The organism is Spirillospora sp. CA-142024 (genome assembly GCF_050942325.1).
Classification (GTDB): domain Bacteria; phylum Actinomycetota; class Actinomycetes; order Streptosporangiales; family Streptosporangiaceae; genus Spirillospora.
This window is the reverse complement of sequence record NZ_CP192077.1, coordinates 2,951,929-2,977,092: the sequence shown is the minus strand read 5'-3', so window position 1 is coordinate 2,977,092 and position 25,164 is coordinate 2,951,929. Positions and strand designations below refer to the sequence as shown.

Annotated in this window: 23 protein-coding genes; 11 read left to right on the top strand and 12 right to left on the bottom strand. The window is 72.5% G+C overall.

All coding sequences use genetic code 11. The features are described from left to right. Window positions 1-20: 20 nt before the first annotated feature. Entirely contained in the window at window positions 21-626 is a 606-nt protein-coding gene (locus ACQPZP_RS14395) for a TIGR03086 family metal-binding protein (protein ID WP_433478112.1), read from the top strand. Further along, window positions 623-1,042: a hypothetical protein gene (locus tag ACQPZP_RS14390; protein WP_433478111.1), complete on the top strand. Its 420-nt coding sequence runs from the start codon at window positions 623-625 to the stop codon at window positions 1,040-1,042. The genes ACQPZP_RS14395 and ACQPZP_RS14390 overlap by 4 nt, the downstream gene beginning before the upstream one ends. On the opposite strand, the gene ACQPZP_RS14385 is transcribed toward ACQPZP_RS14390, so the two are convergent. Beyond that, window positions 991-1,383, bottom strand: coding sequence for a MerR family transcriptional regulator (locus tag ACQPZP_RS14385; RefSeq protein ID WP_433478110.1), 393 nt, complete (start codon window positions 1,381-1,383; stop codon window positions 991-993). The two genes, ACQPZP_RS14390 and ACQPZP_RS14385, sit on opposite strands and share 52 nt — an antisense overlap. 131 nt (window positions 1,384-1,514) lie before the next feature. Between ACQPZP_RS14385 and ACQPZP_RS14380 the strand changes: the two genes are divergently transcribed. Next, the gene (locus tag ACQPZP_RS14380) at window positions 1,515-2,384 is read left to right on the top strand and encodes an LLM class F420-dependent oxidoreductase (protein ID WP_433478109.1); all 870 of its coding nucleotides are present in this window, start codon (window positions 1,515-1,517) and stop codon (window positions 2,382-2,384) included. Between the two features lie 19 nt (window positions 2,385-2,403). On the opposite strand, the gene ACQPZP_RS14375 is transcribed toward ACQPZP_RS14380, so the two are convergent. From ACQPZP_RS14375 to ppdK, 6 genes are all read right to left on the bottom strand, one after another. Then, entirely contained in the window at window positions 2,404-2,856 is a 453-nt protein-coding gene (locus ACQPZP_RS14375) for a GtrA family protein (RefSeq protein WP_433479610.1), read from the bottom strand. An 80-nt stretch (window positions 2,857-2,936) separates the two neighbouring features. After that, window positions 2,937-4,127, bottom strand: coding sequence for an MFS transporter (locus ACQPZP_RS14370; protein WP_433478108.1), 1,191 nt, complete (start codon window positions 4,125-4,127; stop codon window positions 2,937-2,939). 33 nt (window positions 4,128-4,160) lie between these two features. Then, window positions 4,161-5,387 (bottom strand): NAD(P)/FAD-dependent oxidoreductase, encoded by a 1,227-nt coding sequence (locus tag ACQPZP_RS14365; protein WP_433478107.1) that lies wholly within the window; start codon window positions 5,385-5,387, stop codon window positions 4,161-4,163. Between the two features lie 112 nt (window positions 5,388-5,499). Then, window positions 5,500-6,774, bottom strand: a complete 1,275-nt coding sequence (locus tag ACQPZP_RS14360; RefSeq protein ID WP_433478106.1) for a deoxyguanosinetriphosphate triphosphohydrolase — start codon at window positions 6,772-6,774, stop codon at window positions 5,500-5,502. 33 nt (window positions 6,775-6,807) lie between these two features. Further along, the gene (locus ACQPZP_RS14355) at window positions 6,808-7,575 is read right to left on the bottom strand and encodes a YdcF family protein (RefSeq protein WP_433478105.1); all 768 of its coding nucleotides are present in this window, start codon (window positions 7,573-7,575) and stop codon (window positions 6,808-6,810) included. A gap of 139 nt (window positions 7,576-7,714) precedes the next feature. Next, on the bottom strand, window positions 7,715-10,411 hold the full coding sequence (gene ppdK, locus ACQPZP_RS14350; protein ID WP_433478104.1) for a pyruvate, phosphate dikinase: 2,697 nt from the start codon (window positions 10,409-10,411) through the stop codon (window positions 7,715-7,717). Window positions 10,412-10,735: 324 nt separating this feature from the next. On the opposite strand from ppdK, the gene ACQPZP_RS14345 reads away from it, so the two are divergent. Further along, window positions 10,736-12,622: a glycoside hydrolase family 15 protein gene (locus tag ACQPZP_RS14345; protein ID WP_433478103.1), complete on the top strand. Its 1,887-nt coding sequence runs from the start codon at window positions 10,736-10,738 to the stop codon at window positions 12,620-12,622. A gap of 150 nt (window positions 12,623-12,772) precedes the next feature. Here the strand turns inward: ACQPZP_RS14345 and secD are convergent, their stop codons facing one another. After that, the gene (gene secD / locus ACQPZP_RS14340) at window positions 12,773-15,043 is read right to left on the bottom strand and encodes a protein translocase subunit SecD (RefSeq protein ID WP_433478102.1); all 2,271 of its coding nucleotides are present in this window, start codon (window positions 15,041-15,043) and stop codon (window positions 12,773-12,775) included. Window positions 15,044-15,104: 61 nt separating this feature from the next. Next, window positions 15,105-15,524: a hypothetical protein gene (locus tag ACQPZP_RS14335; RefSeq protein WP_433478101.1), complete on the bottom strand. Its 420-nt coding sequence runs from the start codon at window positions 15,522-15,524 to the stop codon at window positions 15,105-15,107. A 300-nt stretch (window positions 15,525-15,824) separates the two neighbouring features. Here ACQPZP_RS14335 and ACQPZP_RS14330 point away from each other — a divergent pair, with 300 nt between their 5' ends. Continuing rightward, window positions 15,825-16,499 carry a hypothetical protein gene (locus ACQPZP_RS14330; RefSeq protein ID WP_433478100.1) on the top strand — a complete coding sequence of 225 codons (675 nt, stop codon included), beginning with the start codon at window positions 15,825-15,827 and terminating at the stop codon, window positions 16,497-16,499. 106 nt (window positions 16,500-16,605) lie between these two features. Here the strand turns inward: ACQPZP_RS14330 and ACQPZP_RS14325 are convergent, their stop codons facing one another. The 3 genes from ACQPZP_RS14325 to ACQPZP_RS14315 form a co-directional block, all read right to left on the bottom strand. After that, on the bottom strand, window positions 16,606-17,994 hold the full coding sequence (locus ACQPZP_RS14325; protein WP_433478099.1) for a glycine--tRNA ligase: 1,389 nt from the start codon (window positions 17,992-17,994) through the stop codon (window positions 16,606-16,608). 176 nt (window positions 17,995-18,170) lie between these two features. Next, complete coding sequence (locus tag ACQPZP_RS14320; protein ID WP_433478098.1) at window positions 18,171-19,571, bottom strand: DUF1906 domain-containing protein; 1,401 nt, start codon at window positions 19,569-19,571, stop codon at window positions 18,171-18,173. Between the two features lie 130 nt (window positions 19,572-19,701). Continuing rightward, a complete protein-coding gene (locus ACQPZP_RS14315) occupies window positions 19,702-19,986 on the bottom strand; it encodes an antibiotic biosynthesis monooxygenase family protein (RefSeq protein WP_433478097.1) in 285 nt (94 codons plus the stop codon). A gap of 28 nt (window positions 19,987-20,014) precedes the next feature. Here ACQPZP_RS14315 and ACQPZP_RS14310 point away from each other — a divergent pair, with 28 nt between their 5' ends. From ACQPZP_RS14310 to ACQPZP_RS14285, 6 genes are all read left to right on the top strand, one after another. Continuing rightward, window positions 20,015-20,323, top strand: a complete 309-nt coding sequence (locus ACQPZP_RS14310) for a DUF6703 family protein (RefSeq protein ID WP_433478096.1) — start codon at window positions 20,015-20,017, stop codon at window positions 20,321-20,323. Between the two features lie 32 nt (window positions 20,324-20,355). Continuing rightward, window positions 20,356-21,306, top strand: coding sequence for a metal ABC transporter substrate-binding protein (locus tag ACQPZP_RS14305; RefSeq protein ID WP_433478095.1), 951 nt, complete (start codon window positions 20,356-20,358; stop codon window positions 21,304-21,306). Further along, entirely contained in the window at window positions 21,303-22,022 is a 720-nt protein-coding gene (locus ACQPZP_RS14300; RefSeq protein WP_433478094.1) for a metal ABC transporter ATP-binding protein, read from the top strand. Before ACQPZP_RS14305 ends, ACQPZP_RS14300 begins: the two co-directional genes overlap by 4 nt. Continuing rightward, complete coding sequence (locus ACQPZP_RS14295) at window positions 22,019-22,918, top strand: metal ABC transporter permease (RefSeq protein ID WP_433478093.1); 900 nt, start codon at window positions 22,019-22,021, stop codon at window positions 22,916-22,918. The genes ACQPZP_RS14300 and ACQPZP_RS14295 overlap by 4 nt, the downstream gene beginning before the upstream one ends. Next, window positions 22,915-23,301 carry a Fur family transcriptional regulator gene (locus tag ACQPZP_RS14290; RefSeq protein ID WP_433478092.1) on the top strand — a complete coding sequence of 129 codons (387 nt, stop codon included), beginning with the start codon at window positions 22,915-22,917 and terminating at the stop codon, window positions 23,299-23,301. The genes ACQPZP_RS14295 and ACQPZP_RS14290 overlap by 4 nt, the downstream gene beginning before the upstream one ends. A gap of 227 nt (window positions 23,302-23,528) precedes the next feature. Further along, the gene (locus ACQPZP_RS14285; protein ID WP_433478091.1) at window positions 23,529-25,142 is read left to right on the top strand and encodes a M4 family metallopeptidase; all 1,614 of its coding nucleotides are present in this window, start codon (window positions 23,529-23,531) and stop codon (window positions 25,140-25,142) included. Window positions 25,143-25,164 lie beyond the last annotated feature (22 nt).

The following is a 25,164-nucleotide window of genomic DNA, read 5'->3' as shown; positions in this document are numbered from 1 at the left end:
TAGTTCCTAGCGTGGGCGGTATGGATCTGCTGACCGAACTGCTCACCACCGACTTCCGTCCACTCGACCGGAAGGCGGCCGACCTCTATCTCGGCACCGTCGCCCAGGTGAAGCCGGACGCGCTCACCCTGCCCACGCCGTGCCCCGACTGGACGCTGCACGGTCTCCTGCGCCACCAGGTCAGCCAGGACGAGGGCTTCGCCGCCGCCGCCCGGGGCGAGGGCGCACGGCTGTCCGCCTGGCGCGCAGGCGACCTGGGCGACGACCCCCACGCCGCCGCGAGGACCTCCGCCGACCTCGTGACGCGCGCCTTCGCGGACGTGGCGCTGGACGCCGAACTCGTCCTCCCGGAGATCCGGGACGGCGGCGCGTTCCCGGCGTCCCTGGCGATCAGCTTCCACTTCGTGGACCTGGTCGTGCACGCGTGGGACGTCGCGGCCACGATCGGCGTCCCGTGGGAGCCGCCGGAGGAGCTCGTCACCGCGTCCCTCAAGGTCGCGGCCATCGTCCCCGAGGACGGCCGCGGCCCCGGCGAGTCGTTCGCCCCGTCCGTCCCCTCCACGGACGGCACCCCGCCGGCGGACCGCCTCCTGTCCCTCCTCGGCCGGTCCCCCTCATGGCGATGAGAAGCCCTTGGCGCGCAGGCCCGGCCGCCGGAGACGGGCCGGTCCTCGTCAGCGTCACCGACTTCACCTGCGCGAATCCCCTCGACCTGCCGAAGGTCTTCCGCGCGGGCATGGACCTCCGCCGGGCCTGGCCGGACCTGGAGGGCGCCGTCGGCGTCTGGCTCTGGGCCCGCCCCCTGCGACGCCGATGCGGCTCGGTCTCGGTCTGGACGGACGAGGCTGCGCTGAAGCGCTTCGTCGGCTGGCCCCCGCACGTGGCGATCATGCGCCGCTTCCGGAACCGCGGGACGATCCACGCCCACACCTGGGAGGCGGACCGCTTCGACCCCGCCGAGACCTGGGCACGGGCCGGGCGCCTGCCGGCTCAGGCCGAGGCGCCGGCGGGCGCGATGTCGCAGACGACGACGTCGCGGTAGAAGCCGATCTTCATCTTGACCTGCTCCTGCTGGATGCGCAGCGTGGCGATCTGCTCCTCTACGCGGCGGTCGTGCTCCTGGAGCAGTTCGAGCCGCTCCTGGACGGTCTCCGCGCCGCCGCGGGCCAGCTCGGAGTACCGCAGCATCTCGGCGATCGGCATCCCGGTGCCGCGCAGGCAGCGCAGCATGCCGAGCCACTGCAGGTCGTCGTCGCTGAACACGCGCCGCCCGGACGCGTTCCGCGCGATGCCGGAGAGCAGCCCGATCTTCTCGTAGTAACGCAGCGTGTCGATGCTGAAACCGCTCTTCTCGGCGGTCTCGGCGGGAGAGTAGGAGCTCACGCCGTCCAGGATCGCACCTGGAGTGCACTCCAGGTCAACGCCCCGGCCGGTGGGCCCCCCTTGACCTGGAGCGCGCTCCAGGTCTCAGAGTGGAAGGAGACAGCCGACCACGAGAGGCGCGAGGAACGGCCATGCGCATTGGACTTCAGGTACCGAGCTTCACCTTTCCCGGCGGACCCGAGCAGATCGGCCCGACGTTCGGCCGCATCGCCCGCGAGGCCGACCAGGGCGGGCTGGACTCGCTGTGGGTGATGGACCACTTCTTCCAGATCCGCGGAGTGGGGCCCTCGGAGGACCCCATGCTGGAGGGCTACTCCGCGCTCGCCTATGCGGCGGCGCTGACCGAGAGGATCACCCTGGGGACGATGGTCACCGGCGTCACCTACCGGGAGCCCGGCATCCTGGTCAAGACGGTGACCACGCTCGACGTCCTGTCGGGCGGACGCGCCTGGCTCGGCATCGGCGCGGCGTGGAACGAGGAGGAGTCGCGGGGCCTCGGCGTCCGGTTCCCGCCCGTCGCTGAGCGGTTCGAGCGGCTGGAGGAGACCCTGCGGATCGCCCACCAGATGTGGAAGGGCGACGAGTCGGCGTTCGAGGGCGAGCACTACAGGCTGGAGCGGCCCCTGAACTCGCCGCCGGCGCTGCGGCGCCCGCACCCGCCCATCCTCATCGGCGGGGGCGGCGAGAAGAAGACGCTCCGGTTCGTCGCGAAGTACGCCGACGCGTGCAACCTCTTCGACGGCGACGAACTGCCGCACAAGCTGGACGTGCTCCGCGAGCACTGCGAGCGCGAGGGGCGCGACTACGCCGAGATCGAGAAGACGTCGCTGAGCCTTCTCGCCGGCCGGCCGTCGGTCGACGCGGCCGTGGACGCCATCGGGCGGCTCGCGGAACGCGGCATCGACCACGCGATCTTCTCCCAGGCCACCGGGCAGGACCTCGCCGGCATCCTGGCCGAGGCGCGCACCCAGACCGAGAAGATCGTCCCGGCGGGGCGGTGAGAGCGGGGGGACGGTGCGGCTAGGCGGCCGCGGGCGTGAACACCCACTTCTTGTACGACCAGTAACGGAACGCCGACCCGAGGCCGACGCCTGCGAGCAGCCCGAGGTTGTAGGCGATCCCGCCGTGCAGGCCGAGGGTGTAGTAGGTGAAGCCGGTGCACAGCACCTGGATGAGCAGCCCGACGCCGTTCAGTGCGAAGAAGATCGCGACCTCCCGGCCGGAGCCGTCGCTGTCCCGGTGCCGGAACGTCCAGAACCGGTTGAGCAGGTAGGACGACAGCGTGGACGCCGCGGCCGGCACGACGACGCTGGTGACCGGGCTGCCGCCGAGCCACGCGCGCATCAGGTTGGCGCCGAAAATCATGATCAGAGTGCCGACGCACCCCACGAAACCGAAGCTGAGCAGTTCGCCGAGGAATGTTCGGTAGGCAGGGGTGGACGAGACCGTTTGGTCCGGTCTTGACCGCTGCATGGTGTTCACTCGCCCAGACCTTACCTGAGTAGGACATTTGCGGAGTCACAACCCCGCCACAGATCGGAATCCCCGGACGGTCAGCGTCCCGCCGTGGCGGTCGCCGGGGCGAGCAGGACGATCAGGCCGACCAGGACGACGGGCACCGCCAGCGCCCACGTCAGGCCCACCCCCTGGGCGATGAACCCGATGACGGGCGGGCCGCCGAGCAGGCCGAGGTAGCCGACCCCGGTGACCCGGGAGATCCCGGCCGCCGCGGGGACGCCGGGCATGTTTCCGGCCGCGCTGAAGGTGACGGGCGCCACGACGGCGGCGCCGAGGCCGAACAGCGTGAATCCGGCCACCGCCGCCGTCGGGTCGCCCGCCGCGAGGCCGAGCCCGAGGCCGAGCGCGGCGACCAGCGACCCGGCCCGCAGCACCGGGACGGGCCCGAACCGGGCCACGACCTGGTCGCCGGTGAGCCGCCCGACGGTCATCGCCACCGCGCAGCCGGCGTAGCCGAGCCCCGCCACGCCGGGCCCGGTGCCGAGGTTCTCCCGCAGGTAGACCGCGCTCCAGTCGGCCATGGCGCCCTCGCCGACGAACGAGCACAGGCCGATGATCCCGAGCAGCGCCAGCGGCCACCGGCCTGACCGGTAGGTCTCCCCGCCGGGACGACGGGCGCCGGGCGCGTCCTCGTCCGGCTCGGGAAGGGCGTCCGCGGAACGGTCCAGCAGGCCCCGGCAGCCGAGGACCACCAGCACGGTCAGCACCCCCGCCGCGGCCGCCAGGTGCAGCGGCACCGGGACGTCCGCGTGCGCGGCGGCCGACCCGATCAGCGCGGCCAGCAGCGTCCCCACGCTGTAGGAGCCGTGCAGCCCGGACATGATCGGACGGCCGTAGCCGCGTTCCACGGCCACGCCCTGGGCGTTCATCGCCACGTCCATCAGGCCGAGCGAGGCGCCCATCAGCAGCAGGGAGACGATCAGCGCGCCGAGGTTCCCGGCGAGGCCGAGCGGGACCAGCGACAGGGCGCCGGCGACCCCGGCGGCGGTGGTCGTCGTCGCGCTCCCCCACCGGCCGACGATCCGCCCGGCGAACCGGACGGCGGCCACGACGCCGACGGGAGCGCCGAGCAGCGCGACGCCCATCGCGCCCTCGCCCAGCCCGAGATGCTCCTTGATCTGCGGGATGCGGGCGACCCAGGCGGCGCCGAGCAGGCCGTGCGCGGCGAACGCCAGCGTCACCGCGACGCGCGCCCGGCCGAGCGCCACGATCTCGTCCGTGACCACCCGGCCGACTGTACGTGGCCTACCGGACGTGCCTCACGCCAGTTCGGCGAGCGGCACGCCGGGGTCGGCGAGACGGGCGGTGTCCACCGGGCGCCCGGAGCGGATCAGCGCCTGGACGTCCCCGGTGACGTCCCACACGTTCACGTTCATCCCGGCGACGACCCGGCCGCCCGACAGCCAGAACGCGATGAACTCCCGGCCCGGGACGTTCCCGCGGTACACGACCTCGTCGTACTCCCCCGGCGCCGCGACGCCGGACGTCTCCATGCCCAGGTCGTACTGGTCGCTGAAGAAGTACGGGAGCTGGTCGTAGACGACGTCCTGGCCGAGCATGGCGCGGGCGGCGGCGGGCCCGCCGTTCAGCGCGTTCGCCCAGTGCTCCACGCGGACCCGGCGGCCGAGCACCGGGTTGAAGGCGTTGGCCACGTCCCCGGCCGCGTAGATGTCGGGGTCGGACGTGCGCAGCGACTGGTCGACGAGGATCCCGTCCGACACCTCCAGGCCGGCCTCCTCGGCGAGCCCGCTGTCGGGCCGCACCCCGATGCCGACGATCACGACGTCCGCGGGGATCTCGGCGCCGCCGGAGGTCACCACCGCCGACACCTGCCCGGCGCCCCAGAACCCGGCGACGCCCTCGTCCATCCGCAGGATCACGCCGTGCTCGCGGTGCAGGTCGGCGAACATGCCGCCGAGCTCGGGCCCCATGGTGGCGTGCAGCGGCGTCGGCTCCGGCTCGATGACCGTCACGTCGTTGCCGTACCCGCGGGCGGCGGCGGCCGTCTCCAGCCCGATCCAGCCCGCCCCGGCGACCACGACGCGGCGGCCGCCGTGCGCGAGCGCCTGCTTCAGCGCCGCCGAGTCGGCCATCGTCCGCAGGTAGTGGATGCCCTGCAGCTTGGACCCGGGCACGTCCAGCCGCCGCGGAGACGCGCCCGTCGCCAGCAGCAGCCTGTCATAGGAGATCGGTTCCTTGGTGGACAGCCGGACCTGGTGCGCGCCCCGGTCGATGGACGCGACGGACGTGCCGACCCGCAGCTCCACGTCGTGCTTGTCGTACCAGTCGGCCTCATGGACATGTGCCTTCTCGCGGGGTTCCTTGTCCAGCAGGAACCCCTTGGACAGCGGTGGCCGCTCGTAGGGCCGCTCGATCTCCGCACCGACCAGCAGCACCCTGCCCGCGAAGCCCTCCTCGCGGAGCGTCTCCGCCGCCTTCGCACCCGCCAGGCCGGCGCCGGCGATGACGAACGTCTCCTCGGGCATGGCGACCTCCTGTAGTTGACCTGTAGCTATCCCTACAGCGGCGTCTGTAACGAGACAAGGGCCACCGTCGGGCGCGTCGGGGCGGAATTCTCCCCGAACTTCGCACAGGACCTCAGTGGGCGCGTCCGCCCAGCAGGCGGTGGCGGGCCATGGCGGACAGGTCGGTCAGCGAGGCGATCTGGTCGATGACGGCCCGCAGCCGCGCCGCGTCGTCGCCGGCGTCCGTGAACGCGTCACGGAACCCGGGGTCGAGGCTGCCGGGCGCGCCGGCGAGCATCAGCTCGGCCAGCTCGGTGATCAGCGTCCGCTGGCGCGCCCTGATCTCCTCGTGACTGATCCACACGTAGTGCGCCGTGATGCCCTTGAGCAGGGCGTTCTCCAGCCGCTGCGGCCGCGGGACGATCAGTTCCGCGGCGTACCGGGTGAGCGGCCGGTCGCCGTAGGCCTCCCGGGTCGCGGTCTCGGCGGCCATGCAGAACCGCCCGATCAGGGTGCTGGTCAGGTTCTTGAGAGCGGCGAGGCTGCGCGGGGTGCCGTCGTAGCGGTCGGGCCAGTACGGCTCGGCGAGCAGCGCCGCGAAGCACTCCTCCAGCTCGGCCAGGCCCGCGTCGGGGCAGTACAGCTTCGCCGCCGTGGCGGCGACGAGCCGGCGCTCGGCGGGATCGGCGAGCCGGACGAAGTCGATGTGCCCGGCGACCAGCGCGTCCTCCAGGTCGTGGACGGAGTACGCGACGTCGTCGCTCCAGTCCATGACCTGAGCCTCGAAGCACGTCCGGCCGGGCTCGGCGCCGTCCCGCACCCAGTGCGCCACGTCCGCGTCGTCGTCGTAGACGCCGAACTTGCCGTTCACCGCCGCGGCCTGGGGCCACGGGTACTTCATGGCGGCGTCCAGCGCGGCGCGGGTCAGGTTGAGGCCGACGCTGCGGCCGTGCAGGGGCGGGCCGTCCGGGGCGAACGACTTCGGTTCCAGCCGGGTCAGGACGCGCAGGCTCTGCGCGTTGCCCTCGAAGCCGCCGCAGTCGCGGGCGACGATGTCCAGCGCGTACTCGCCGTTGTGGCCGAACGGCGGATGCCCGATGTCGTGGGACAGGCACGCCGCCTCCACCAGGTCCGGGTCGCAGCCGAGCGACTTGCCCAGCTCGCGGCCGACCTGGGCGCATTCGAGGGAGTGGGTGAGCCGGGTGCGCAGGCTGTGCACGGTGTCGGCGGCGGCGTCCGCGCCGGGCGAGGCCACCTGCGTCTTGGCGGCCAGCCGCCGCAGCGCCGCGCTGTGCAGGACGCGGGCCCGGTCGCGTTCGAACGCCGTCCGGTCCCGGCGCTTGGGGGGCTCGGGCGCCCAGCGCTCCCGGTCGCGGCCGGTGTAGCCCTTGTTCGCGTTGCTCGTCATGTCCCTATCCAGGGTAAAGGGGCGCGAGGGGCGTCAGCGGCGCGGCGAGGTGGAAGGGGCCGACGAAGGGGTCCCGGAGGGGTCTACGTGAATGCGCTTGATGGTCTCGTCCGGCACCTGGACGCTCTTGCCCAGCAGCACGTACGACAGGTACCCGCCGGTCTCCCGGACGATGTAGTGGAACTGGGTGTCGCGGGTCTGCACGCTCGGGCCGCTGCGGGTCGGCGAGGCGGCGGCCTCGATCCCGTTGTCCTCGGCCATCTTCTTGGCGCGCAGCCCGTGCCACGGGTCGGTGACGATCACGCCGGACGACCAGTGGTGCCGGCCGAACTCGTCGCCGACGGCCTTCATGCTCTCCAGCGTGTCGCGCCCGACGGGAACCGCGAAGACCTTGGACGCGGGCACGCCGCCCTTCTCGATCAGCCAGGCGCGGCCGGCCCCCGCCTCGGTGTAGTTGTCGCCGGTGGCCTGACCGCCGACGGTCACGATGACGGGTGCGACGCCGTGCCGGTAGAGGTCCAGAGCGTGCTGGAGCCGCCATTTCAGCGTCGGGGACGGCACCCCGTTGTACTGCGCGGCGCCCAGCACGATGATCGCGTCGGAGCGGGGCCGCTCGTCCTGGCGGGCCTGGTACCAGATCCGCGTCCCGACGGTGACGGGCGTCAGCACGGCGATCGCGAGCAGGCCGAGGACGACGCTCACCGGGATGGTGAACCAGAGCGACCGGCGGCGCCGGCGGCGCTTGCGCGGCCGGTCCTCGGGCTCGTCCGTCCCGGGTTCGTCGGGCAGAGACTCTGGCAATTCGACTTCCAACGTCATCGCATCGGCCACGTTAGTGAGATGGTCCGGCCGGCGTGCGAAGTTCGCCGTCACGGCGTGTCGCGGCGCTCACATCCGCCGCCGGCCGGTCCCCGGACCTGCGCGGACCGGCCGGCTCGGATCAGCGGCTGTCACTGCCGCCCGCCGCGTTCGCCGCCTCGATGGCCGCCCGCCCCGCCTCCAGCCGGGCCACGGGGATGCGGAACGGCGAGCACGAGACGTAGTCGAGGCCGACCTCGTGGCAGAAGTGGATCGAATCGGGGTCGCCGCCGTGCTCGCCGCAGATGCCGAGCTTGATGCCGGGCCGCGCCTTGCGGCCCTCCTCGGCGGCGATGCGGACGAGCCGCCCGACGCCCTCCCGGTCGAGGGTCTCGAACGGCGACACCCCGAAGATGCCGAGCTCCAGGTAACGGGAGAAGAACGCCGCCTCGACGTCGTCGCGGGAGAAGCCCCAGGCGGTCTGGGTGAGGTCGTTGGTGCCGAAGGAGAAGAACTCGGCGGCCTCGGCGATCTGCCCGGCGGTCAGCGCGGCCCGCGGCAGCTCGATCATGGTGCCGATCAGCGCCGGTACGTCCACTCCGGAGGACTCCCTGACCCGGTCGAGGATGCCGCGCGCCTCGTCCCGGACGGCCTCCAGCTCCTGGACGGCGCCGACCAGCGGGATCATGATCTCCGGGCGCGGATCCCCGCCGGCGAGCCGGCGCGCCGCCGCGGCCTCGGCGATCGCGCGGACCTGCATGCCGAACAGACCGGGAATCGCCAAACCGAGCCGCACTCCGCGCAGCCCCAGCATAGGGTTCTGCTCGTGCAGTCGGTTGACTGCGTCGAGCAGTCTCCGGTCCTTGGCGTCCGCGTCGTCGCCCGCGAGCGCGACCCTGACCGACAGCTCGGTGATGTCGGGGAGGAACTCGTGCAGCGGCGGGTCGATGAGCCGGATCGTGACGGGCAGTCCGTCCATGGCCTCGAAGATGCCCTCGAAGTCGCTCCTCTGCAGCGGCTCCAGGGCGTCGAGCGCGGCCTGCCGCTCGGTGTCGTCCTCGGCGAGGATGAGCTCCTCGACGAGCTGCCGCCGGTCGCCGAGGAACATGTGCTCGGTGCGGCACAGCCCGATCCCGGCCGCGCCGAACCGGCGGGCCCGCGCCGAGTCCTCCGGGTTGTCGGAGTTCGCGCGCACCTTCAGCGCGGCCCGCGAGTCGGCGTGCTCCATGACGCGGTCCACCGCCTTGACGAGGTCGCTGTCCCCGGGCGACAGCCGGCCCTCGAAGTACTGGACGACGGGCGAGTCCTCGACGGGCACCTCGCCGAGGTAGACGTCGCCGGACGACCCGTCGATCGAGATGACGTCGCCCTCGCTCACCGTGACGCCGCCGGGGGCGGTGAAGTGACCGGTCTTGACGTCGACGTCCAGTTCCTCGGCGCCGCACACGCACGTCTTGCCCATGCCGCGGGCGACGACGGCGGCGTGCGAGGTCTTCCCGCCGCGGGACGTCAGGACGCCCTTGGCGGCGACCATGCCGGAGAGGTCGTCCGGGTTGGTCTCGCGGCGGACGAGGATCACGTCCTCGCCCTGCCCGGCCAGCTCCACGGCCCGTTCGGAGCTGAACACGGCCTTGCCGACGGCCGCGCCGGGCGAGGCGTTCATGCCCTTGGTGAGCCTCTGGACGCCGTCCACCCTGCTGGCGAAACGCGGGAACATGAGCTGGGCGAGCTGGTCGCCGGTGACGCGCCTGGCGGCCTCGTCCAGGTCGATGAGCCCCTGGTCGAGCAGCTGGCAGGCGATCCGGAACGCCGCGGCGGCGGTCCGCTTGCCGACCCGGGTCTGCAGCATCCACAGCTTCCCGCGCTCGATCGTGAACTCGATGTCGCACATGTCGCGGTAGTGGTTCTCCAGCGTCTCCATGATCTCCAGGAGCCGGTCGTAGGACGCCTTGTCGATCCGCTCCAGCTCCGTCAGCGGGACGGTGTTGCGGATGCCGGCGACGACGTCCTCGCCCTGCGCGTTCTGCAGGTAGTCGCCGTAGACGCCCTGCTGGCCGGACGCGGGGTCGCGGGTGAACGCGACGCCCGTCCCGGAGTCCATGCCCATGTTGCCGAAGACCATCGAGCAGATGTTCACGGCCGTGCCGAGGTCGGCCGGGATGCGCTCCTGGCGCCGGTACAGGATGGCGCGGGGCGCGTTCCACGACTTGAACACCGCCTCGACGGCGAGGTCCATCTGCTCGCGCGGATCGTCCGGGAAGGCCCGGCCCGCCTGTTCCCGGACGATGGCCTTGAACCGGTCGACGAGCTCCTTGAAGTCCTCGGCGGTCAGGTCCACGTCGTCGTCGCTGCCGCGGGCCCGCTTGGCGTCCTCGACGGCCTCCTCGAACAGGTCGCCGTCGATGTCCAGGACGGTCCTGCCGAACATCTGGATCAGCCGGCGGTAGGAGTCCCACGCGAACCGCTCGTCGCCCGCCTGAACGGCGAGGCCGTGCACGGACTCGTCGTTCAGCCCCACGTTGAGGACGGTCTCCATCATGCCCGGCATGCTGAACTTGGCCCCGGAACGTACGCTGACCAGCAGCGGGTCGTCGCTCTGGCCGAGCTTCTTGCCCATCGCCGACTCCAGGTCGGCCAGGTGCCGGTTCACCTCGCCCGCCAGCCCCTCGGGCAGGCTCCCGTGCTCGAGGTAGTACCGGCAGGCCTCCGCGGTGATCGTGAACCCGGGGGGCACGGGCAGGCCGAGGTTGGTCATCTCGGCCAGATTGGCGCCCTTGCCGCCCAGCAGATCTTTGAGGTCCTTGTTTCCCTCGGTGAAGTCGTACACGAACTTCGGCACGGGGAGCTCCTTCTCGCTCCGGTTCCCAGCGGCAGTTCCGGACCCGCCCGCAGGGGGGCGCGCGGCACGCGTTCCCCCAGGCGGCAGCGGGTCCGCCGCCCTGTTTGCGGGGACTGTACCCGCGAACTCAGGACATGCTCGGCGCCCGGTGTGCCGCGCGGTGTCCTCCCAGCTCAGACCCCGGATAATGGTCTATTCCAATAGGTCTATTCCACTGCGGAGACCGGGGACGCACACGGGCCCGGACGCCCGTCCGGGAACAGCTCGCACCAATGACATACCCACTGCGCGGGAGAGGGAATGATGGATCAAGGAGGTGAGGTTGTGAGGCCGAGAGTCGCCGGCGGCCGGGCGGGAGATCCGTTCGCCCCCATAGCCGATTTCGGATTCCTGTCCGACTGCGAGACGACCGCCCTGGTCGCGCCGAGCGGCAACATCGAGTGGATGTGCCTGCCGAGGATGGACTCGCCGAGCGTGTTCGGCTCCATCCTGGACCGCGACGCCGGCTATTTCCGGGTCGGCCCGGCGGGCGTGGAGGTGCCCGCCGCGCAGCGCTACATCCCCGGCACCATGGTGATGGAGACCACCTGGTGGGTGCACGGCGGCTGGCTCGTGGTGACGGACGCCCTGCTGATGGGGCCGTGGCACCACGAGACGGAACGTTCCCACACCCATCGCCGGGCGCCCACGGACTACGACGCCGACCATGTCCTGCTGCGGATGGTCCGGTGCGTGAACGGGCAGGTCCAGGTCCGGCTCGACTGCATGCCGGTGTTCGACTACGGCCAGACGCCCGCGCGCTGGGAGCACACCGGCTCCGGCTACCACGAGGCCGTCGCGCGCGGCAACGGCGTCGGGCTGCGGCTCACCACCGACATGAACGTCGGGTTCGAGGGGTCGCTCGCCACGTCCCGGACGCTGCTGAAGCAGGGCGAATCCCGCTTCGTGGCGCTGTCGTGGAGCGAGCACGAGGCGCCCTCGTCCTGGGAGGACGCACAGGAGCGGCTCGTCTGGACCGTCCACCACTGGCAGCACTGGCTGGACCGGGGCCGCTTCCCCGACCACCCGTGGCGCAGCCACCTGCAGCGCAGCGCGCTCACCCTGAAGGGGCTGACGTTCGCCCCGTCCGGCGCGGTGGCGGCCGCGGCCACGACCTCGCTGCCGGAGGCGCCGGGCGGCGACCGGAACTGGGACTACCGCTACACCTGGATCCGTGACTCCACGATGGCGCTGTGGGCGTTCTACACGCTCGGCTACGACTGGGAGGCCAACGACTTCTTCTACTTCATCACCGACGTCGCCGAGGCCGCCGAGGGCAAGCTGCAGATCATGTACGGGCTGGACGGGCGGGAGGAACTGCCCGAGTCCACGCTCGAACATCTCACCGGCTACGACAACGCCCGCCCCGTCCGCATCGGCAACGAGGCGTACATGCAGGCGCAGCACGACGTGTGGGGCGCGATCATCGGCTCCATCTACCTGTTCGTGCGGCGCCGGGACCGGCTGGACGACCGGCTCTGGAAGATCGTCGTCCGGCAGGTGGAGGACGCCCTCGCCAACTGGCGGACGCCCGACTGCGGCATGTGGGAGGTGCGCGGCGAACCGCAGCACTTCACCTCGTCCAAGATCTTCTGCTGGGTGGCGGCCGACCGCGGCGCCCGGCTCGCCCGCGTCCGCGGTGACCAGGAGCGGGCGCGCCGCTGGCAGGCGGCCGCCGACGAGATCCACGCCGACGTGCTCGCCAACGCGCTGGACGAGCGGGGCGTCTTCACCGCCCACTACGGCGCGACGGCGCTGGACGCCTCGGCGCTGCTGATCCCGCTGCTCGGCTTCCTGCCCGCCGACGACAAGCGGGTCCGGGAGACCGTGCTCGCCATCGCCGACGAGCTGTCGGAGGACGACCTCGTCCTGCGCTACCGGGCCACGGAGACCGACGACGGCTTCGAGTCGGAGGAGGGCACGTTCACGATCTGCTCGTTCTGGCTGGTCAGCACCCTGGTGATGATCGGTGAGCTGGAGCGGGCCCGTGCCCTGTGCGAGAAGCTGCTCTCCTACGCGAGCCCGCTGCAGCTGTACGCCGAGGAGATCGACCCGCACACCGGCCGTCACCTCGGCAACTTCCCGCAGGCGTTCACCCACCTGGCCCTGATCAACGCGGTCATGCAGGTGATCCGGGCCGAGAACGACGAGCCCCAGCCGCCCCTGGCCTGACCGGCCGCGCCGGGACCGGCCCTTCCCCGGTCCCGGCGGGCCGTCCGCGCCGAGCCGGTCAGGTGCCGGGCGGCCCGCCGCTCAAGCGGCCGGTCGTCCCGCACCGATGACCGCAGGCGTCCGGGATGGGCGCCGGCGGCGGGTGGGCGGTCAGACGACGGCGCCTGAGCTGCCGGATGTGCGGTGGACGGGCTTGGGCTTCGCCTTCGCCTGGGGCGGCGGGGCCTTCGCGTGGCGTTCCAGGACGACGGCGAGCGGCGTCGCCGTGAAGACGCTGGAGTAGGTGCCGACGACGATGCCGATCAGGAGCGCGACGGCGAAGTCGGTCAGCGAGTCGCCGCCGAGGACCGCCAGCGCCGCCAGGATGAACAGCGCGCCCATCCCGGTGTTGATCGTCCGCGGGACGGTCTGCAGGGTGCCCCGGTTCGCGATGTCGGCGAACCGGCCCTTCGGGTTCGCCGCCCACATCTCGCGGACGCGGTCGAACACGACGACCGAGTCGTTCACCGAGTACCCGATGATGGTGAGCAGCGCGGCGAGGAAGACCCCGTCGACGGGTTTGCCCAGCCACGCGAAGATCCCGGTGACGATCGTGACGTCGTGGAACATGGCGATGACCGAGCCGGCCGCGAACGTCCAGCGGAACCGGATCGTCAGGTAGGCGAGCTGCACCAGCAGGGCGACGCCGAGCGCGATGAGCGCCTTGGTCCGCAGTTCGCTGCCGAGGCTCGGGCCGATCAGCTCGTCGCGCTGCTTGGTGGCGCCGCCGCCCTTCTCCGCGAGCGCGTCATGGACGCGGTTCTCCTCCGCGTTCGTCAGGCCGGCCGTCCGGACGGAGATGTCGTCCTTCCCGGACGTCTGGACGACCGCTCGCGGGAACCCGGCGTCGGCGACGGCGGCACGCGCCGTGTCGATGTCGACGTGCCTGCTCGTGGAGTACTCCACGAGGCGTCCGCCCGTGAACTCCACGCCGAAGTTCAGCCCGCGGCTGAAGATCCCGGCCGCCGCGAGGACGACCGCGAGCGCCGAGATCCCGAGCCACAGCCGGCTGCGCTTCATCAGGTCGGGGCCGCTGTTCTCCAGCCACCGCCGGACCCGCCCGGCGCCGGCGAGGCCGCCGGCCCCGCCCTTGCTGAGCCTCGGCATCCGCGCGGCGGCCGCGTCGGTGAGGACGCGGCTGAGCAGCATCGCGGAGACCAGGGAGCCGAGCACACCGATGGTCAGCGTGACGCCGAAGCCCCGGACGGGGCCGGAGGCCAGGAAGAACAGCAGGCCGCCGGCCAGCAGCGTGGTGACGGCCGAGTCGGCGATCGCCGACCACGCCTTGGTGAACCCGACCGCCAGCGCCGCCCGCGCACTGCGCCCCGGGGCGGCGGCTCGCTCCTCCCTCGCGCGTTCGAAGGCCAGCACGTTCGCGTCGATCGCCATGCCGATGGCGAGGACGAATCCGGCGAGGCCCGGCAGCGTCAGCGTCGCGCCGACGGCGACGAGTGCGCCGTAGGAGATCAGCGCGTATCCGGCGAGCGCGACCGTGGCGAGCAGGCCGGCGAGCCGGTAGACGGCCACGATGAACAGGCCGGTGAGGACGATCCCGATGACCGCCGCGCGGGCGCTGGCGTCGATGGCCTCGTCGCCGAGCGTCGGGCCGACCACCCGCTGCTCGATGATCTTCACCGGGACGGGCAGCGACCCGCCCTGGATGAGCGCCGCGAGGTCCTTGGCCTCGCCGGCCCCGAAGTCGCCGGTGATCTGGGTGGAGCCGCCGGTGATGCCGACCCCGCACGGCACGCTCTCGGTCACCTGCGGGGAGGAGATCACCTTGCCGTCCAGGACGATCGCGACGCGCCGCTCGTCGCCGGCCGCGCAGGCGGCCTTGGCGGTGATCTTCTCCCAGGTCCGGCCGCCGTCGCCCTTGAACTTGACGTTGACGGCCCAGCCGCCGATGTTCTCCGGGTCGTAGGAGGCGTTCGCCTCGCCGACGCCGGCGCCGGTGAGCGCGGCCGGGCCGATGAGGACCGGCCGCCCGCTCTCGTCCGGGAGCAGCTGCTGGCCGCTGCCCGCCTTGCCGGTGCCGGGCAGCACGGGGTGGGCGGTGAGCTGCGCGGTCTTGCCGATCGCGGCGGCGGCGCCGGCCGGGTCCTGGACGTCGGGCAGCTCGACGATCAGCCGCCGGTCGCCGGACCGGGTGATGGACGATTCGGCGACGCCCAGCGCGTCGACGCGCCGGTGCAGCACCTCCCGGGCACGGTCGGTGGACTCCCGGTCGGCCTTCACCGTCGGGGAGTCCTGCGTTTCGAGGACGATCTGGGTGCCGCCGCGGAGATCGAGGCCGAGGCGGGCGGGTGTGGACCAGGCGAAATAGAACGATGTGGCGAGCACGGCGAACGCCAGTACCGCCCGCACCACGTTGGCGCGAGTCAAAGGGAACCTCCACACGGGGGATACGGCACCGCACGTCGGCGTGCGGTACCGGGGACAGAGCTCAGATCCGTGTGGAAGCGGGGGGTGCGCGCCCGCGCGGCCGGCCCCTGGGGACGACGCCGGCCGACGCGTGCGCGGAGCCGGGCCGGGTGACCCGCCAGGCCGGCGGCCGGACCTCGATGCCGGACGCCGGGAGCGCCGCGTGGGCCGTCTGGGCGTTCGGTGCCGCCGCGCCCGCGGCATGGAGCGCGACGGCGGTGATGACGGCCTGGACCCGGCCCGGGCCGCGCGGCTTGGTGGAGATCCGGGTGCGGGCGGGCGCGCCCTGGACCGGCGCGGTCCGGGCGCCGGAGATCGTCCCGGTGGAAGGCGTCCCGCCGTGCGCTCCGGCGCCGGCGGGCCCCGTGACGAAGCCGAGGAGGCCCAGCGCGACGATGAGCAGCCGGGCGACGGACGGGACGGGGCGGCGCGAGTCGCGCATGCCGCCTCCTCCCCGATCGCCTGCGGAGCCTCCGCCCGGCCGTTCCCGCCAACCTAGCCCAGGATCGCCGGGGCGCGGATGCCCTTCGCGCTCAGCGGGGCGAACCACGGTGGGAAGAGCCCGTCAAGACGGGGTGGCGTGACAAAGACCTTCCCCACCCTCGTCCGTACGGCCTTACCAGCAGACACTGGCGCGTGTCCCAATCCGGCCAGGCCGCATTCGGCCGCCATCCATTGCCCGGGCCCCATACGCGAATTACTTTCGCGTATGCCCACCCCGAACCGGACAGAGGAGTTTCCGGTGGCACGTATCAGACAGACCGCGATCATCGGGACCGCCGCCCTGGCCGTCCTCGCCGCGGGCATCGCGCCCGCGTCGGCCGCGACCACGACGGTCCGCAAGGGCTCGGCCACGGCCGACGCCTACTCCGGCAACGTCCAGGCCTCGCTGCTCGGCACCGCCACGGTCTCGACGTCGATCGGCAGCGGTTCCTGCAGCGAGTCGACGATGACCGGGTCCATCAACTCCGACGGCAGCAATCTCAGCGTGAGCAGCGCCACCTTCAGCGGCGACGGCGGCGGCCCCTGCACCGGGAGCACGAGCGCGACGATCGAGACGCAGAACCTGCCCTGGTCGGGCGGCAGTGTCGCCTACGACGCCGGGCACACCGGCGGCCGCGACGCCACGGTCACGATCGCGAACTTCAGCGTGAAGGCCACGGTGGACATCTTCGGCGGCATCACCTGCCAGTTCGGCGGCAACCTGACCGCCAACGGCTTCAACGGCGACAACGCCTCGCGCCCCGACACGAGCAGCTCCGAGGCACAGGTCGGCGTCCAGAACGCCCAGGTCAGCAAGACCGGCGGCAGCTTCCTCTGCCCGTCCACCGCCACCGTCACGGCGAACTACGCGCTGAAGGGCGAGACGGCGGCCGGGTCCGGCACCTACGACCAGTCCCTCTACGTCACGGGCTGACGGGCGCTCCCAAGGTAGAACGCTCCCACGAGGACACGCTCCCTGACGCTCCCAGAAGCGGGCCGCCCCACGACCGGGGGCGGCCCGCAGCGGTGCCGGGCGGGTGTCAGCAGCCGACGAGCTGCGCCGCGAGGAACGCCTCGACCTGGCCGATCGCGATGCGCTCCTGGCTCATCGAGTCGCGCTCCCGGACGGTCACCGCGTCGTCGTCGAGGGTGTCGAAGTCGACGGTGACGCAGAACGGCGTGCCGATCTCGTCCTGGCGGCGGTAGCGGCGGCCGATGGCGCCGGCGTCGTCGAAGTCGACGTTCCAGTTGCGGCGCAGCCGGGCGGCGAGGTCGCGGGCCTTCGGCGACAGGTCGGCGTTGCGCGACAGCGGCAGCACCGCGACCTTCACCGGGGCCAGCCGGCGGTCGAGCCGCATGACGGTCCGCTTCTCCAGCTTGCCCTTGGCGTTGGGCGCCTCGTCCTCGGCGTAGGCGTCCATCATGAACGTGAGCGTGCAGCGGTCGACGCCGGCCGCGGGCTCGATCACGTACGGGGTGAAACGGTCACCGGACTCCTGGTCGAAGAACGACAGGTCGGCGCCGGACGCCTTGGAGTGCGTGGTCAGGTCGTAGTCGGTCCGGTTGGCGATGCCCTCAAGCTCGCCCCACTCGCTGCCGACGAAGTCGAACTTGTACTCCACGTCCACGGTGCGCTTGGAGTAGTGCGACAGCTTCTCGGCCGGGTGCTCGTACAGCCGCAGGTTCTCCTTGCGGATGCCGAGGTCGACGTACCACTGCATGCGCTCGTCGATCCAGTACTGGTGCCACTCCTCGTCGCTGCCGGGCTTGACGAAGAACTCCATCTCCATCTGCTCGAACTCGCGGGTCCGGAAGATGAAGTTGCCGGGCGTGATCTCGTTGCGGAACGACTTGCCGATCTGCCCGATGCCGAACGGCACCTTGCGGCGCGCGGACTGCTGGACGTTCAGGTAGTTGATGAAGATGCCCTGTGCGGTCTCGGGGCGCAGGTAGGCCAGGCCGGACTCGTCCTCGACGGGGCCGAGGTAGGTCTTCAGCAGGCCGTTGAACATCTTCGGCTCGGTGAAGGAGCCCTTCACACCGCAGTTCGGGCAGGAGATGTCGGCCAGGCCGTTCGCCGGCGGGCGGCCGTGCTTCTCCTCGTACGCCTCCTCCAGGTGGTCGGCCCGGAAGCGCTTGTGGCAGGACTGGCACTCGGTGAGCGGGTCGACGAACGCCTGGACGTGGCCGCTGGCCTCCCAGACCTCGCGCGCCAGGATGACGCACGAGTCGAGGCCGACGATGTCGTCGCGGCCCTGCACCATGGACTTCCACCACTGGCGCTTGACGTTGTTCTTCAGCTCGACGCCGAGCGGCCCGTAGTCCCAGGACGCGCGGAGCCCGCCGTAGATCTCGCTCGACGGGTAGACCAGCCCCCGCCGCTTGGCGAGGTTGACGATCGTGTCCAGCACATCGGAACGGCGTGCCATGAAATATTCTCCATCCGGCTGGCGGTCGGCGGGACAGTGAGTGCGCCCCGGTCCCGCGCGGGAACGGCGGGCGGCGGCGAGTGTGATCCCCGGTGATGTGCCCCGGCGCGGTCGTCGCCGGCGCCGGAGAGTGCCCCCCAGCTTAGGGCACGGGGGCGGCTGAGCAGGCCCGAGTGCTAGTAGACGCGCCCGTCGACGATGTTGCTGTCGATGTTGAGCCGCACGCCGCCGTGCCTCTCCTTGTGGGCGCCCCGGTACTGCTTGATGCGGCGGTGCGGGGCCCACCAGTGGTCCGGCAGGAACGGGTCGCCGTAGACATCGGCGCGGCCGTCCCAGTTGGCGAACCAGACGCAGGAGGGCCTGCTGATCTGCGCCCGGCCCACGTCCCGGATGCCGGACTTGGCGCTGCTGTAGAGGCAGGGCTGGTAGCCCTCGGCCTGCAGCCGGTCGACCCACCTGTCCACGAACCGCAGGACCGCGGCCTTGCACGCGCTCTTCTTGTGGTTGTACGCCTCCATGTCGAAGTAGATCGGCCTGCCGTCCGGAATGCCGAGCGCCCGGGCCTTGCGGGCCGCGTCCACGGCGGACCTCGCGCCCTCCGAGGCCGCGCTCTTGGCGGTGAAGCGCTGCGGGCGACTGCCGCAGGGGGCCTGCAGGCCGACGTAGGTGGGGGTGATGCGGTAGCCCATCCGGCGCACCTGTCTCACCCAGGAGGCGGTGAGGTTCGGCTGGGCGCATCCACGCGCCGCGCCGCCGATGTAGATGTTGGTGACCTTGAACGAGGGCCGCCACGCCTTCATGGTGGCGAGGGAGGGGGCCGTGCAGGTGTCGAACCCCTTACCGCGCACCCACGGGCGCTCCAGCGCCTGGTCCGGCACCGTCCCGTTGCCCGGTGCCGCGCCGGCACCGTCCGCCGCACCCGCCTCGGACGGCGTGCTCTGACCGAACGGCGTGTCCGGAACGGGCGGCGTGCTCTCGGCGAGCGGCGCGCTCTGGTCCGGCGCCTCGGGCGTCGTGGTCGCCATCCGGCGGACGTCGGATCTCGGCGGCGCTGCCGGCCGGCTCGCGGACAGCCGGGCGCCGCGCAGCACGCGCTGGAGCCGCCCGGGATCCGACCCGTACACGCCGGTGATCGTGACCCCGGCCTCGGGAAGGGCGAGGCGCGTCTCGTGGTCGACGGTCGGCGCGACGACGAGGGAGGCGAGCTTGTCGCCGCGCACGACCGTCCGCGCGGCCCGGCCGTCCCCGGCCGGCTCGATGTGGACGGCCTCGGTGCGGCCGACGACGCGGGCCGGGCAGTCGGGCTGCGGCCCGGGCCGGCCGAGGTAGACCGCGTGCCGGTCGTAGCGGACGCAGCGGGCCGGGTCCCGGTCGAGCCGGTGCACCTCCCAGCCCGCCGGCACGGGGACGCGCAGGCCGCGGTACTCGACGACGCGCGGGCCCTCCAGGCTCCCGGCGGGGCCGCTCAGCGCGGCGGGCCGGTGGGACGCCGGCCGCCCGGGGACCGTCCCGGCGACGGCGAGGGCGGCGGCGACCGCGCCTCCGGAGAACACGCTGAACAGGACGGCGCGACGCATCACATCTCCCCCGGCGGACCACGGCATGATCGTGTGCGGCAAGGATGACCATGGCCGGGGTGCCCGAAACCGGGGCAGGACGCTTCTTGCCCGGCGGTTTCCCGCATTCTGAAGGTGGCCGCCGCGGGGCTCAGGCGGAGCTGACGACCTCGTAGGCGCCGGGTTCGTCCACCGCCAGGGCGGCGAGCGGCATGAACTGGAGCCGGACGCCGTACTCGCCGAGCGCGCGGCGGTAGTGCCCGGCGCCGTCCCATTCGGTGACGAGGGCCCACAGGCCGGGGTCGTCGACGGTCCTGGCGAGGCGGCCAGAGCGGAAGCCGGGGCTCGCGGACAGCGCCGTCAGCACCGCGGTCATGCGCTCGGCGAAGCGGTCGGACTCCTCGCCCGGCACCCGGTACCGGGTTATCGCGATCATCCGTCCATCCTGGCAGTACGTTGGGCACGTGGAGACGAGAGGTGAGCGGGGGACGGGGCTGCGGGCGGCCGTCGAGCGGCGCAGCGCGGTGGCGGTGGTGTTCCTGCACCGGATGCCGCGGTGGATCCTGCTCGCCGCGGTGTTCGTGCTGCTCGTGATCGGCATGGCCGGGACGGGCTGGGTGGCCGCGGCCGGGCTGCTGGTGCTCGCCGCGGCGCTGGGCTGGTTCGCCTATCTCAACTGGCCCTCGCTGGACGGCTCGGGCCGGGTGCTGCGGCTCGTCGCGCTGGCGGTCCTCGTGGGATTCGCCCTGGGGCGCGGCATTGGCCGGTTTTGACAACCATTTTCATCTTCGTCCATAATCGGGACGTGTCCCGTGTCCGCAGGCCCCTCCGAGCCCTGCCCGCGACGGCCCTGGCCCTGGCCGGGCTCGCGGCGGGCCTCACCGGCTGCGCCGACGCGGACGCGGACGTCCCGCCCGGCAAGGCCGCCGTCGTCGCGTCCTTCTACCCGATGGCGTGGCTGGCCGGGAAGGTCGGCGGGGGCGACGTCTTCGTCCGGACGCTCACCAGGCCCGGCACGGAGCCTCACGATCTCGAACTGACCGCCCGGCAGGTCGCGCAGGTCGCGGACGCCGACTTCGCCGTCTACGTCAAGGGCGTCCAGCCCGCCGTCGACGACGCCGTCCGGGGGCACGCGAAGGCCAGGTCGCTCGACGCCGCGAGCCTGGTGCGGACCCTGCCGCCGCCGGGCGAGACCGACGACGAGGAGGCCCACGACGGGATACGGCACCGGGAGGCGTCCTACGACCCGCACATCTGGCTCGACCCGAGCCGGATGGCGACCGTGGCGACCGCGCTCGGCGACCGGCTGGCCGCCGCCGACCCAGGCCACGCGTCCGGCTACCGGGAACGCGCACGGTCCACCGCCGAGGCGCTGACCCGGCTCGACCGCGAGTTCCGGGACGGCCTGGAGTCCTGCGCGCGGCGCGAGATCGTCACCGCGCACGCCGCGTTCGGCTACCTGGCGGACCGCTACGGGCTGCGGCAGATCCCGGTCGCCGGCGTCGACCCGTCCGGCGAGCCGTCCCCGAAGCGGCTGGCCGGGCTGACCCGGCTGGTGTCCGCCACCGGCGCGACGACGATCTTCACCGAGACGCTGGTCAGCCCGAAGGCCGCCGAGTCGCTGGCGCGGGAGGCGGGCGTGCGCACCGCCGTCCTGGACCCGGCCGAGGGCGTCGGGGACGGCGCGTCCGGCGACTACATGACGATCATGCGACGGAACCTGGGGACCCTGCGTCCCGCCCTGGAGTGCACATGACCGAGGACACCGCTCCTCCGTTCGCGATGACCGGCGGGCTCGTCCGGCGGGACGGCCGCGAGGTGCTCGCCGGCATCGACCTGCGGGTGGGGGCCGGCGACGTGCTGGCGATCCTCGGGCCGAACGGGGCGGGCAAGTCCACGCTGGTCAAGGCGCTGCTCGGGCTCGTCCCGCTGGCCGCCGGCCGGACCGAGATCTACGGCGAGCCGCCCGCCCGGTTCCGGGACTGGAAGCGGATCGGCTACGTCCCCCAGCGGCTGCCGATGGGCGGCGGCGTGCCGGCGACCGTCCGGGAGATCGTGGCGTCCGGGCGGGTGGCGCGGCGGTCCCGGTGGCGGCCGGCGCCGTTCGCCGACCGGGCGGCCGACCGCGCCGCGGTCGACCGCGCACTGGAGACGACCGGCCTCGCCGGACGCGCCCGCGACTCGGCGCACCTGCTGTCGGGCGGCCAGCAGCAGCGGGTGCTCATCGCCCGCGCCCTGGCCGGGGAGCCCGACGTCTTCGTGATGGACGAGCCGACCGCCGGTGTGGACGCGGGCAGCCAGGCCGCGCTCGCGTCGGCGCTGCACGGGCTGGCCCGGGACGGACGGACCGTCGTCCTCGTCGCGCACGAGCTGGGGCCGATGGAGCCGCTCGTCACCCGCACCGTCGAGCTGGGCCACGGCCGCGTCGTCCGCGAGGCCGGCGTCCCGCAGACCCTCGAAAGGCCCGCGTGAGCGAGATGCTGCAGTACGACTTCATGCGCGTCGCCCTGGTGATGGCGGTGCTCATCGGGCTGACCGCCCCCGCCGTGGGGACGTTCATCGTCCAGCGCAGGCTGTCGCTGCTCGGCGACGGCATCGGCCACATCGCGCTGACCGGCATCGGGCTCGGGCTGCTCACCAGCACCTCCCCCGTCCTCGGCGCGCTGGTCGTGTCCGTCGTCGGCGCCGTCGCGATCGAGGTCCTGCGGGCCCGCAGCCGCAGCGGCGCCGACGTGGTGCTCGCCCTGCTGTTCTACGGCGGCCTCGCGGGCGGCGTGATCCTGACCAACGCCGACGGGGGCGGGTCGGCGAGCCTGCAGTCCTACCTGTTCGGCTCGATCAGCAGCGTGACGGCGGCCGACCTGTACGTGGTCGCGGGGCTCGCCGCCGTCGTGCTCGCCATCGTCGCGCTGTTCGGCCGGGAGCTCTTCCTGCTGTGCCAGGACGAGGAGGTCGCGCGGGCGGCCGGGCTGCCCGTCCGGTTCCTCAGCGTGCTGATCGCGGCGACCGCCGCGGTCACCGTGGTGATCTCGATGCGCGCGATCGGGCTGCTGCTGGTCAGCGCCCTGATGATCGTTCCGGTGGCGGCGGCGCAGCAGCTCACCCGAGGGTTCTGGAGCACCATGCTGGGCGCGATGGGGATCGGTGTACTGTCGGCCGTGACGGGCCTGGCGGGTTCCTTCCAGTACGATCTCCCCCCGGGCCCCTCGATCGTGCTGCTCGCGCTGGCGGTGTTCGTGGTCGCGGTCGCCGGGGGTTCGGTGGTGCGCCGCAGGCGCGCCCGCGCCGTCGCGGCCGGGGACGCCGTCCCCGCCGGGCCCGGCGTCGAGAGCCGCATGGATGCCGAGGCGGAGGTGCTAGGGGGATGACAACGGCCCGCCGGGACGCGGTCCGGCAGGTGCTCGCGGGCTGCGAAGGCTTCCGCAGCGCGCAGGACATCTACGCCGACCTGCGCGCCGACGGCTCCAAGATCGGCCTCACCACCGTCTACCGGGCGCTGCAGGCGCTCAGCGACGCCGGCGAGGTCGACGTGCTGCGCACCGACGAGGGCGAGGCCGTCTACCGCGCCTGCCGCACCGAGCAGCACCACCACCATCTGGTCTGCCGCGGCTGCGGCCGGACGGTCGAGGTCGAGGGCCCGGCCGTGGAGCGCTGGGCGGACGCGATCGCCGCCGAGCACGGCTTCGTCGACATCACCCACACCGTCGAGGTCTTCGGGACGTGCGCCGACTGCAGCACCCGGGCCTCCTGACCCGCCCCCTCCCTCCCGATGGGTCCTTCTGACGCGGGGTTTCTGTACACCGGCTGAAGGTCCGCTGACCGGCGGCAAGTCCCGCAGTTCACACGCTCCGTAGGCGTTTCTTGGCAAATTGTCACATCTACTTCTGAGTAGCTATATGTCATAAATGTCCCGTCGCCACGGCTGGCCCGACGGCGGGCCCTCGGGGAAGTGCGTGGCGCCCGCACGAGAGGGCGTTCATGACAAGACGGGCGTTCACCAGCCGAAGGGCCGTGCTCCTGGCCTCGGCGACCCTGCTCGCGGCGAGCGGCACCGCGCTGCCCGCGTCGGCGCGGCAGGCACCGTCCCCACCCGGCCCGCGTGCCGCCGCGGAGCACGCGCTGCGCGCGCTCACCGGACGCGGCGCCGAGGTGCGCGGCGGCGCCGGCCAGGCGTTCCAGGTGGTCCGGGTCACGATGGACCGGGACGGCACCTCCCACACCCGGATGACCCGCACCTACAACGGCATGCCCGTCCTGGGCGGCGACATCGTCGTCCACCAGACGGCCTCCGGAAAGTGGCGCGGCAGCAGCCTCACCCTCGCCAAGACGCCCGCCGACTCCAGCCCGGAGGTCTCCGCCAAGACCGCCGAGAAGCGCGCCGCCACCAAGCAGCGCAAGGCGGAGGGCTCTCCCGCGCTCGTCGTCGAGTCCCGCACGGCCGACCATCAGCCGCGCCTCGCCTGGCGCGTGCAGACCGTCGGCAAGCAGGCCGACGGGACGCCCAGCCGCTTGTTCACCTCGGTCGACGCCGCGACCGGCAAGGTCCTGCTGCGCGAGGAGACGATCCGCACCGAGGCGGGCGACGGCAAGTCCCTCTACACCGGGACGGTCCCGCTGGAGACGACGAAGTCCGGCAGCACGTACCAGCTGAAGGACCCGACGCGCGGGAACACCTACACCGGGGACGCCGAGAACAAGGCCGACCTCTGCTTCCTCCTCTGGTGCATCCAGCGGGCCCCCGCCACGCTGTTCACCGACGCCGACAACCACTGGGGCACCGGCACGACCTCCAGCCGCGCCACCGTCGCCGTGGACGCCCAGTTCGGCACCAGCACGACCTGGGACTTCTACAAGAACGTCTTCGGCCGCTCCGGCATCGCCGGCGACGGCAAGGGATCGTTCAACCGCGTCCACTACGACAACGCCTACGCCAACGCGTTCTGGGACGACTCGTGCTTCTGCATGACCTACGGCGACGGCGACGGCTCCCAGCTCGGCCCGCTCACGTCCCTGGACGTGGCCGCGCACGAGATGAGCCACGGCGTCACGAGCTCGACCGCGAACCTCACCTACAGCGGTGAGTCCGGCGGGCTGAACGAGGCGACGTCCGACATCATGGCCGCCGCCGTCGAGTTCTACGCGAACAACGCCAACGACAAGGGCGACTACCTGGTCGGCGAGGAGGTCGTCCTGCCCGGCTTCGGCCGGCCCGCGCTGCGCTTCATGGACAAGCCCAGCAAGGACGGCAGCTCCGCCGACTCCTGGTCGTCGAACACCAAGAACCTCGACGTGCACTACTCCTCGGGCGTCGCCAACCACTTCTTCTACCTGCTGTCCGAGGGCAGCGGCGCGAAGACGATCAACGGCGTCTCCTACAACAGCCCCACGTCCAACGGCTCCACCGTCACCGGCATCGGCCGGGACGCCGCCACCAAGATCTGGTATCGGGCGCTGACCACGTACATGACGTCCTCGACCGACTACAAGGGCGCGCGCACCGCGACCCTCAACGCGGCCAAGGACCTCTACGGCGCGGGCAGCACCCAGTACAACACCGTGGCCGCCGCCTGGTCCGCGGTGAACGTGAGCTAAGGCCCCCGTCCCCGGGCACAAC

Bases quoted from the DNA above. Each gene is read 5' to 3' on its own strand.
- ACQPZP_RS14390 (WP_433478111.1), top strand. From the start codon at position 623: ATGAGAAGCCCTTGGCGCGCAGGCCCGGCCGCCGGAGACGGGCCGGTC.
- ACQPZP_RS14315 (WP_433478097.1), bottom strand. From the start codon at position 19,986: ATGATCGCGATAACCCGGTACCGGGTGCCGGGCGAGGAGTCCGACCGC.
- ACQPZP_RS14380 (WP_433478109.1), top strand. From the start codon at position 1,515: ATGCGCATTGGACTTCAGGTACCGAGCTTCACCTTTCCCGGCGGACCC.
- ACQPZP_RS14365 (WP_433478107.1), bottom strand. From the start codon at position 5,387: ATGCCCGAGGAGACGTTCGTCATCGCCGGCGCCGGCCTGGCGGGTGCG.
- ACQPZP_RS14320 (WP_433478098.1), bottom strand. From the start codon at position 19,571: ATGCGTCGCGCCGTCCTGTTCAGCGTGTTCTCCGGAGGCGCGGTCGCC.
- ACQPZP_RS14395 (WP_433478112.1), top strand. From the start codon at position 21: ATGGATCTGCTGACCGAACTGCTCACCACCGACTTCCGTCCACTCGAC.
- ACQPZP_RS14290 (WP_433478092.1), top strand. From the start codon at position 22,915: ATGACAACGGCCCGCCGGGACGCGGTCCGGCAGGTGCTCGCGGGCTGC.
- ACQPZP_RS14375 (WP_433479610.1), bottom strand. From the start codon at position 2,856: ATGCAGCGGTCAAGACCGGACCAAACGGTCTCGTCCACCCCTGCCTAC.
- ACQPZP_RS14300 (WP_433478094.1), top strand. From the start codon at position 21,303: ATGACCGAGGACACCGCTCCTCCGTTCGCGATGACCGGCGGGCTCGTC.
- ACQPZP_RS14335 (WP_433478101.1), bottom strand. From the start codon at position 15,524: ATGCGCGACTCGCGCCGCCCCGTCCCGTCCGTCGCCCGGCTGCTCATC.
- ACQPZP_RS14360 (WP_433478106.1), bottom strand. From the start codon at position 6,774: ATGACGAGCAACGCGAACAAGGGCTACACCGGCCGCGACCGGGAGCGC.
- ACQPZP_RS14325 (WP_433478099.1), bottom strand. From the start codon at position 17,994: ATGGCACGCCGTTCCGATGTGCTGGACACGATCGTCAACCTCGCCAAG.
- ACQPZP_RS14285 (WP_433478091.1), top strand. From the start codon at position 23,529: ATGACAAGACGGGCGTTCACCAGCCGAAGGGCCGTGCTCCTGGCCTCG.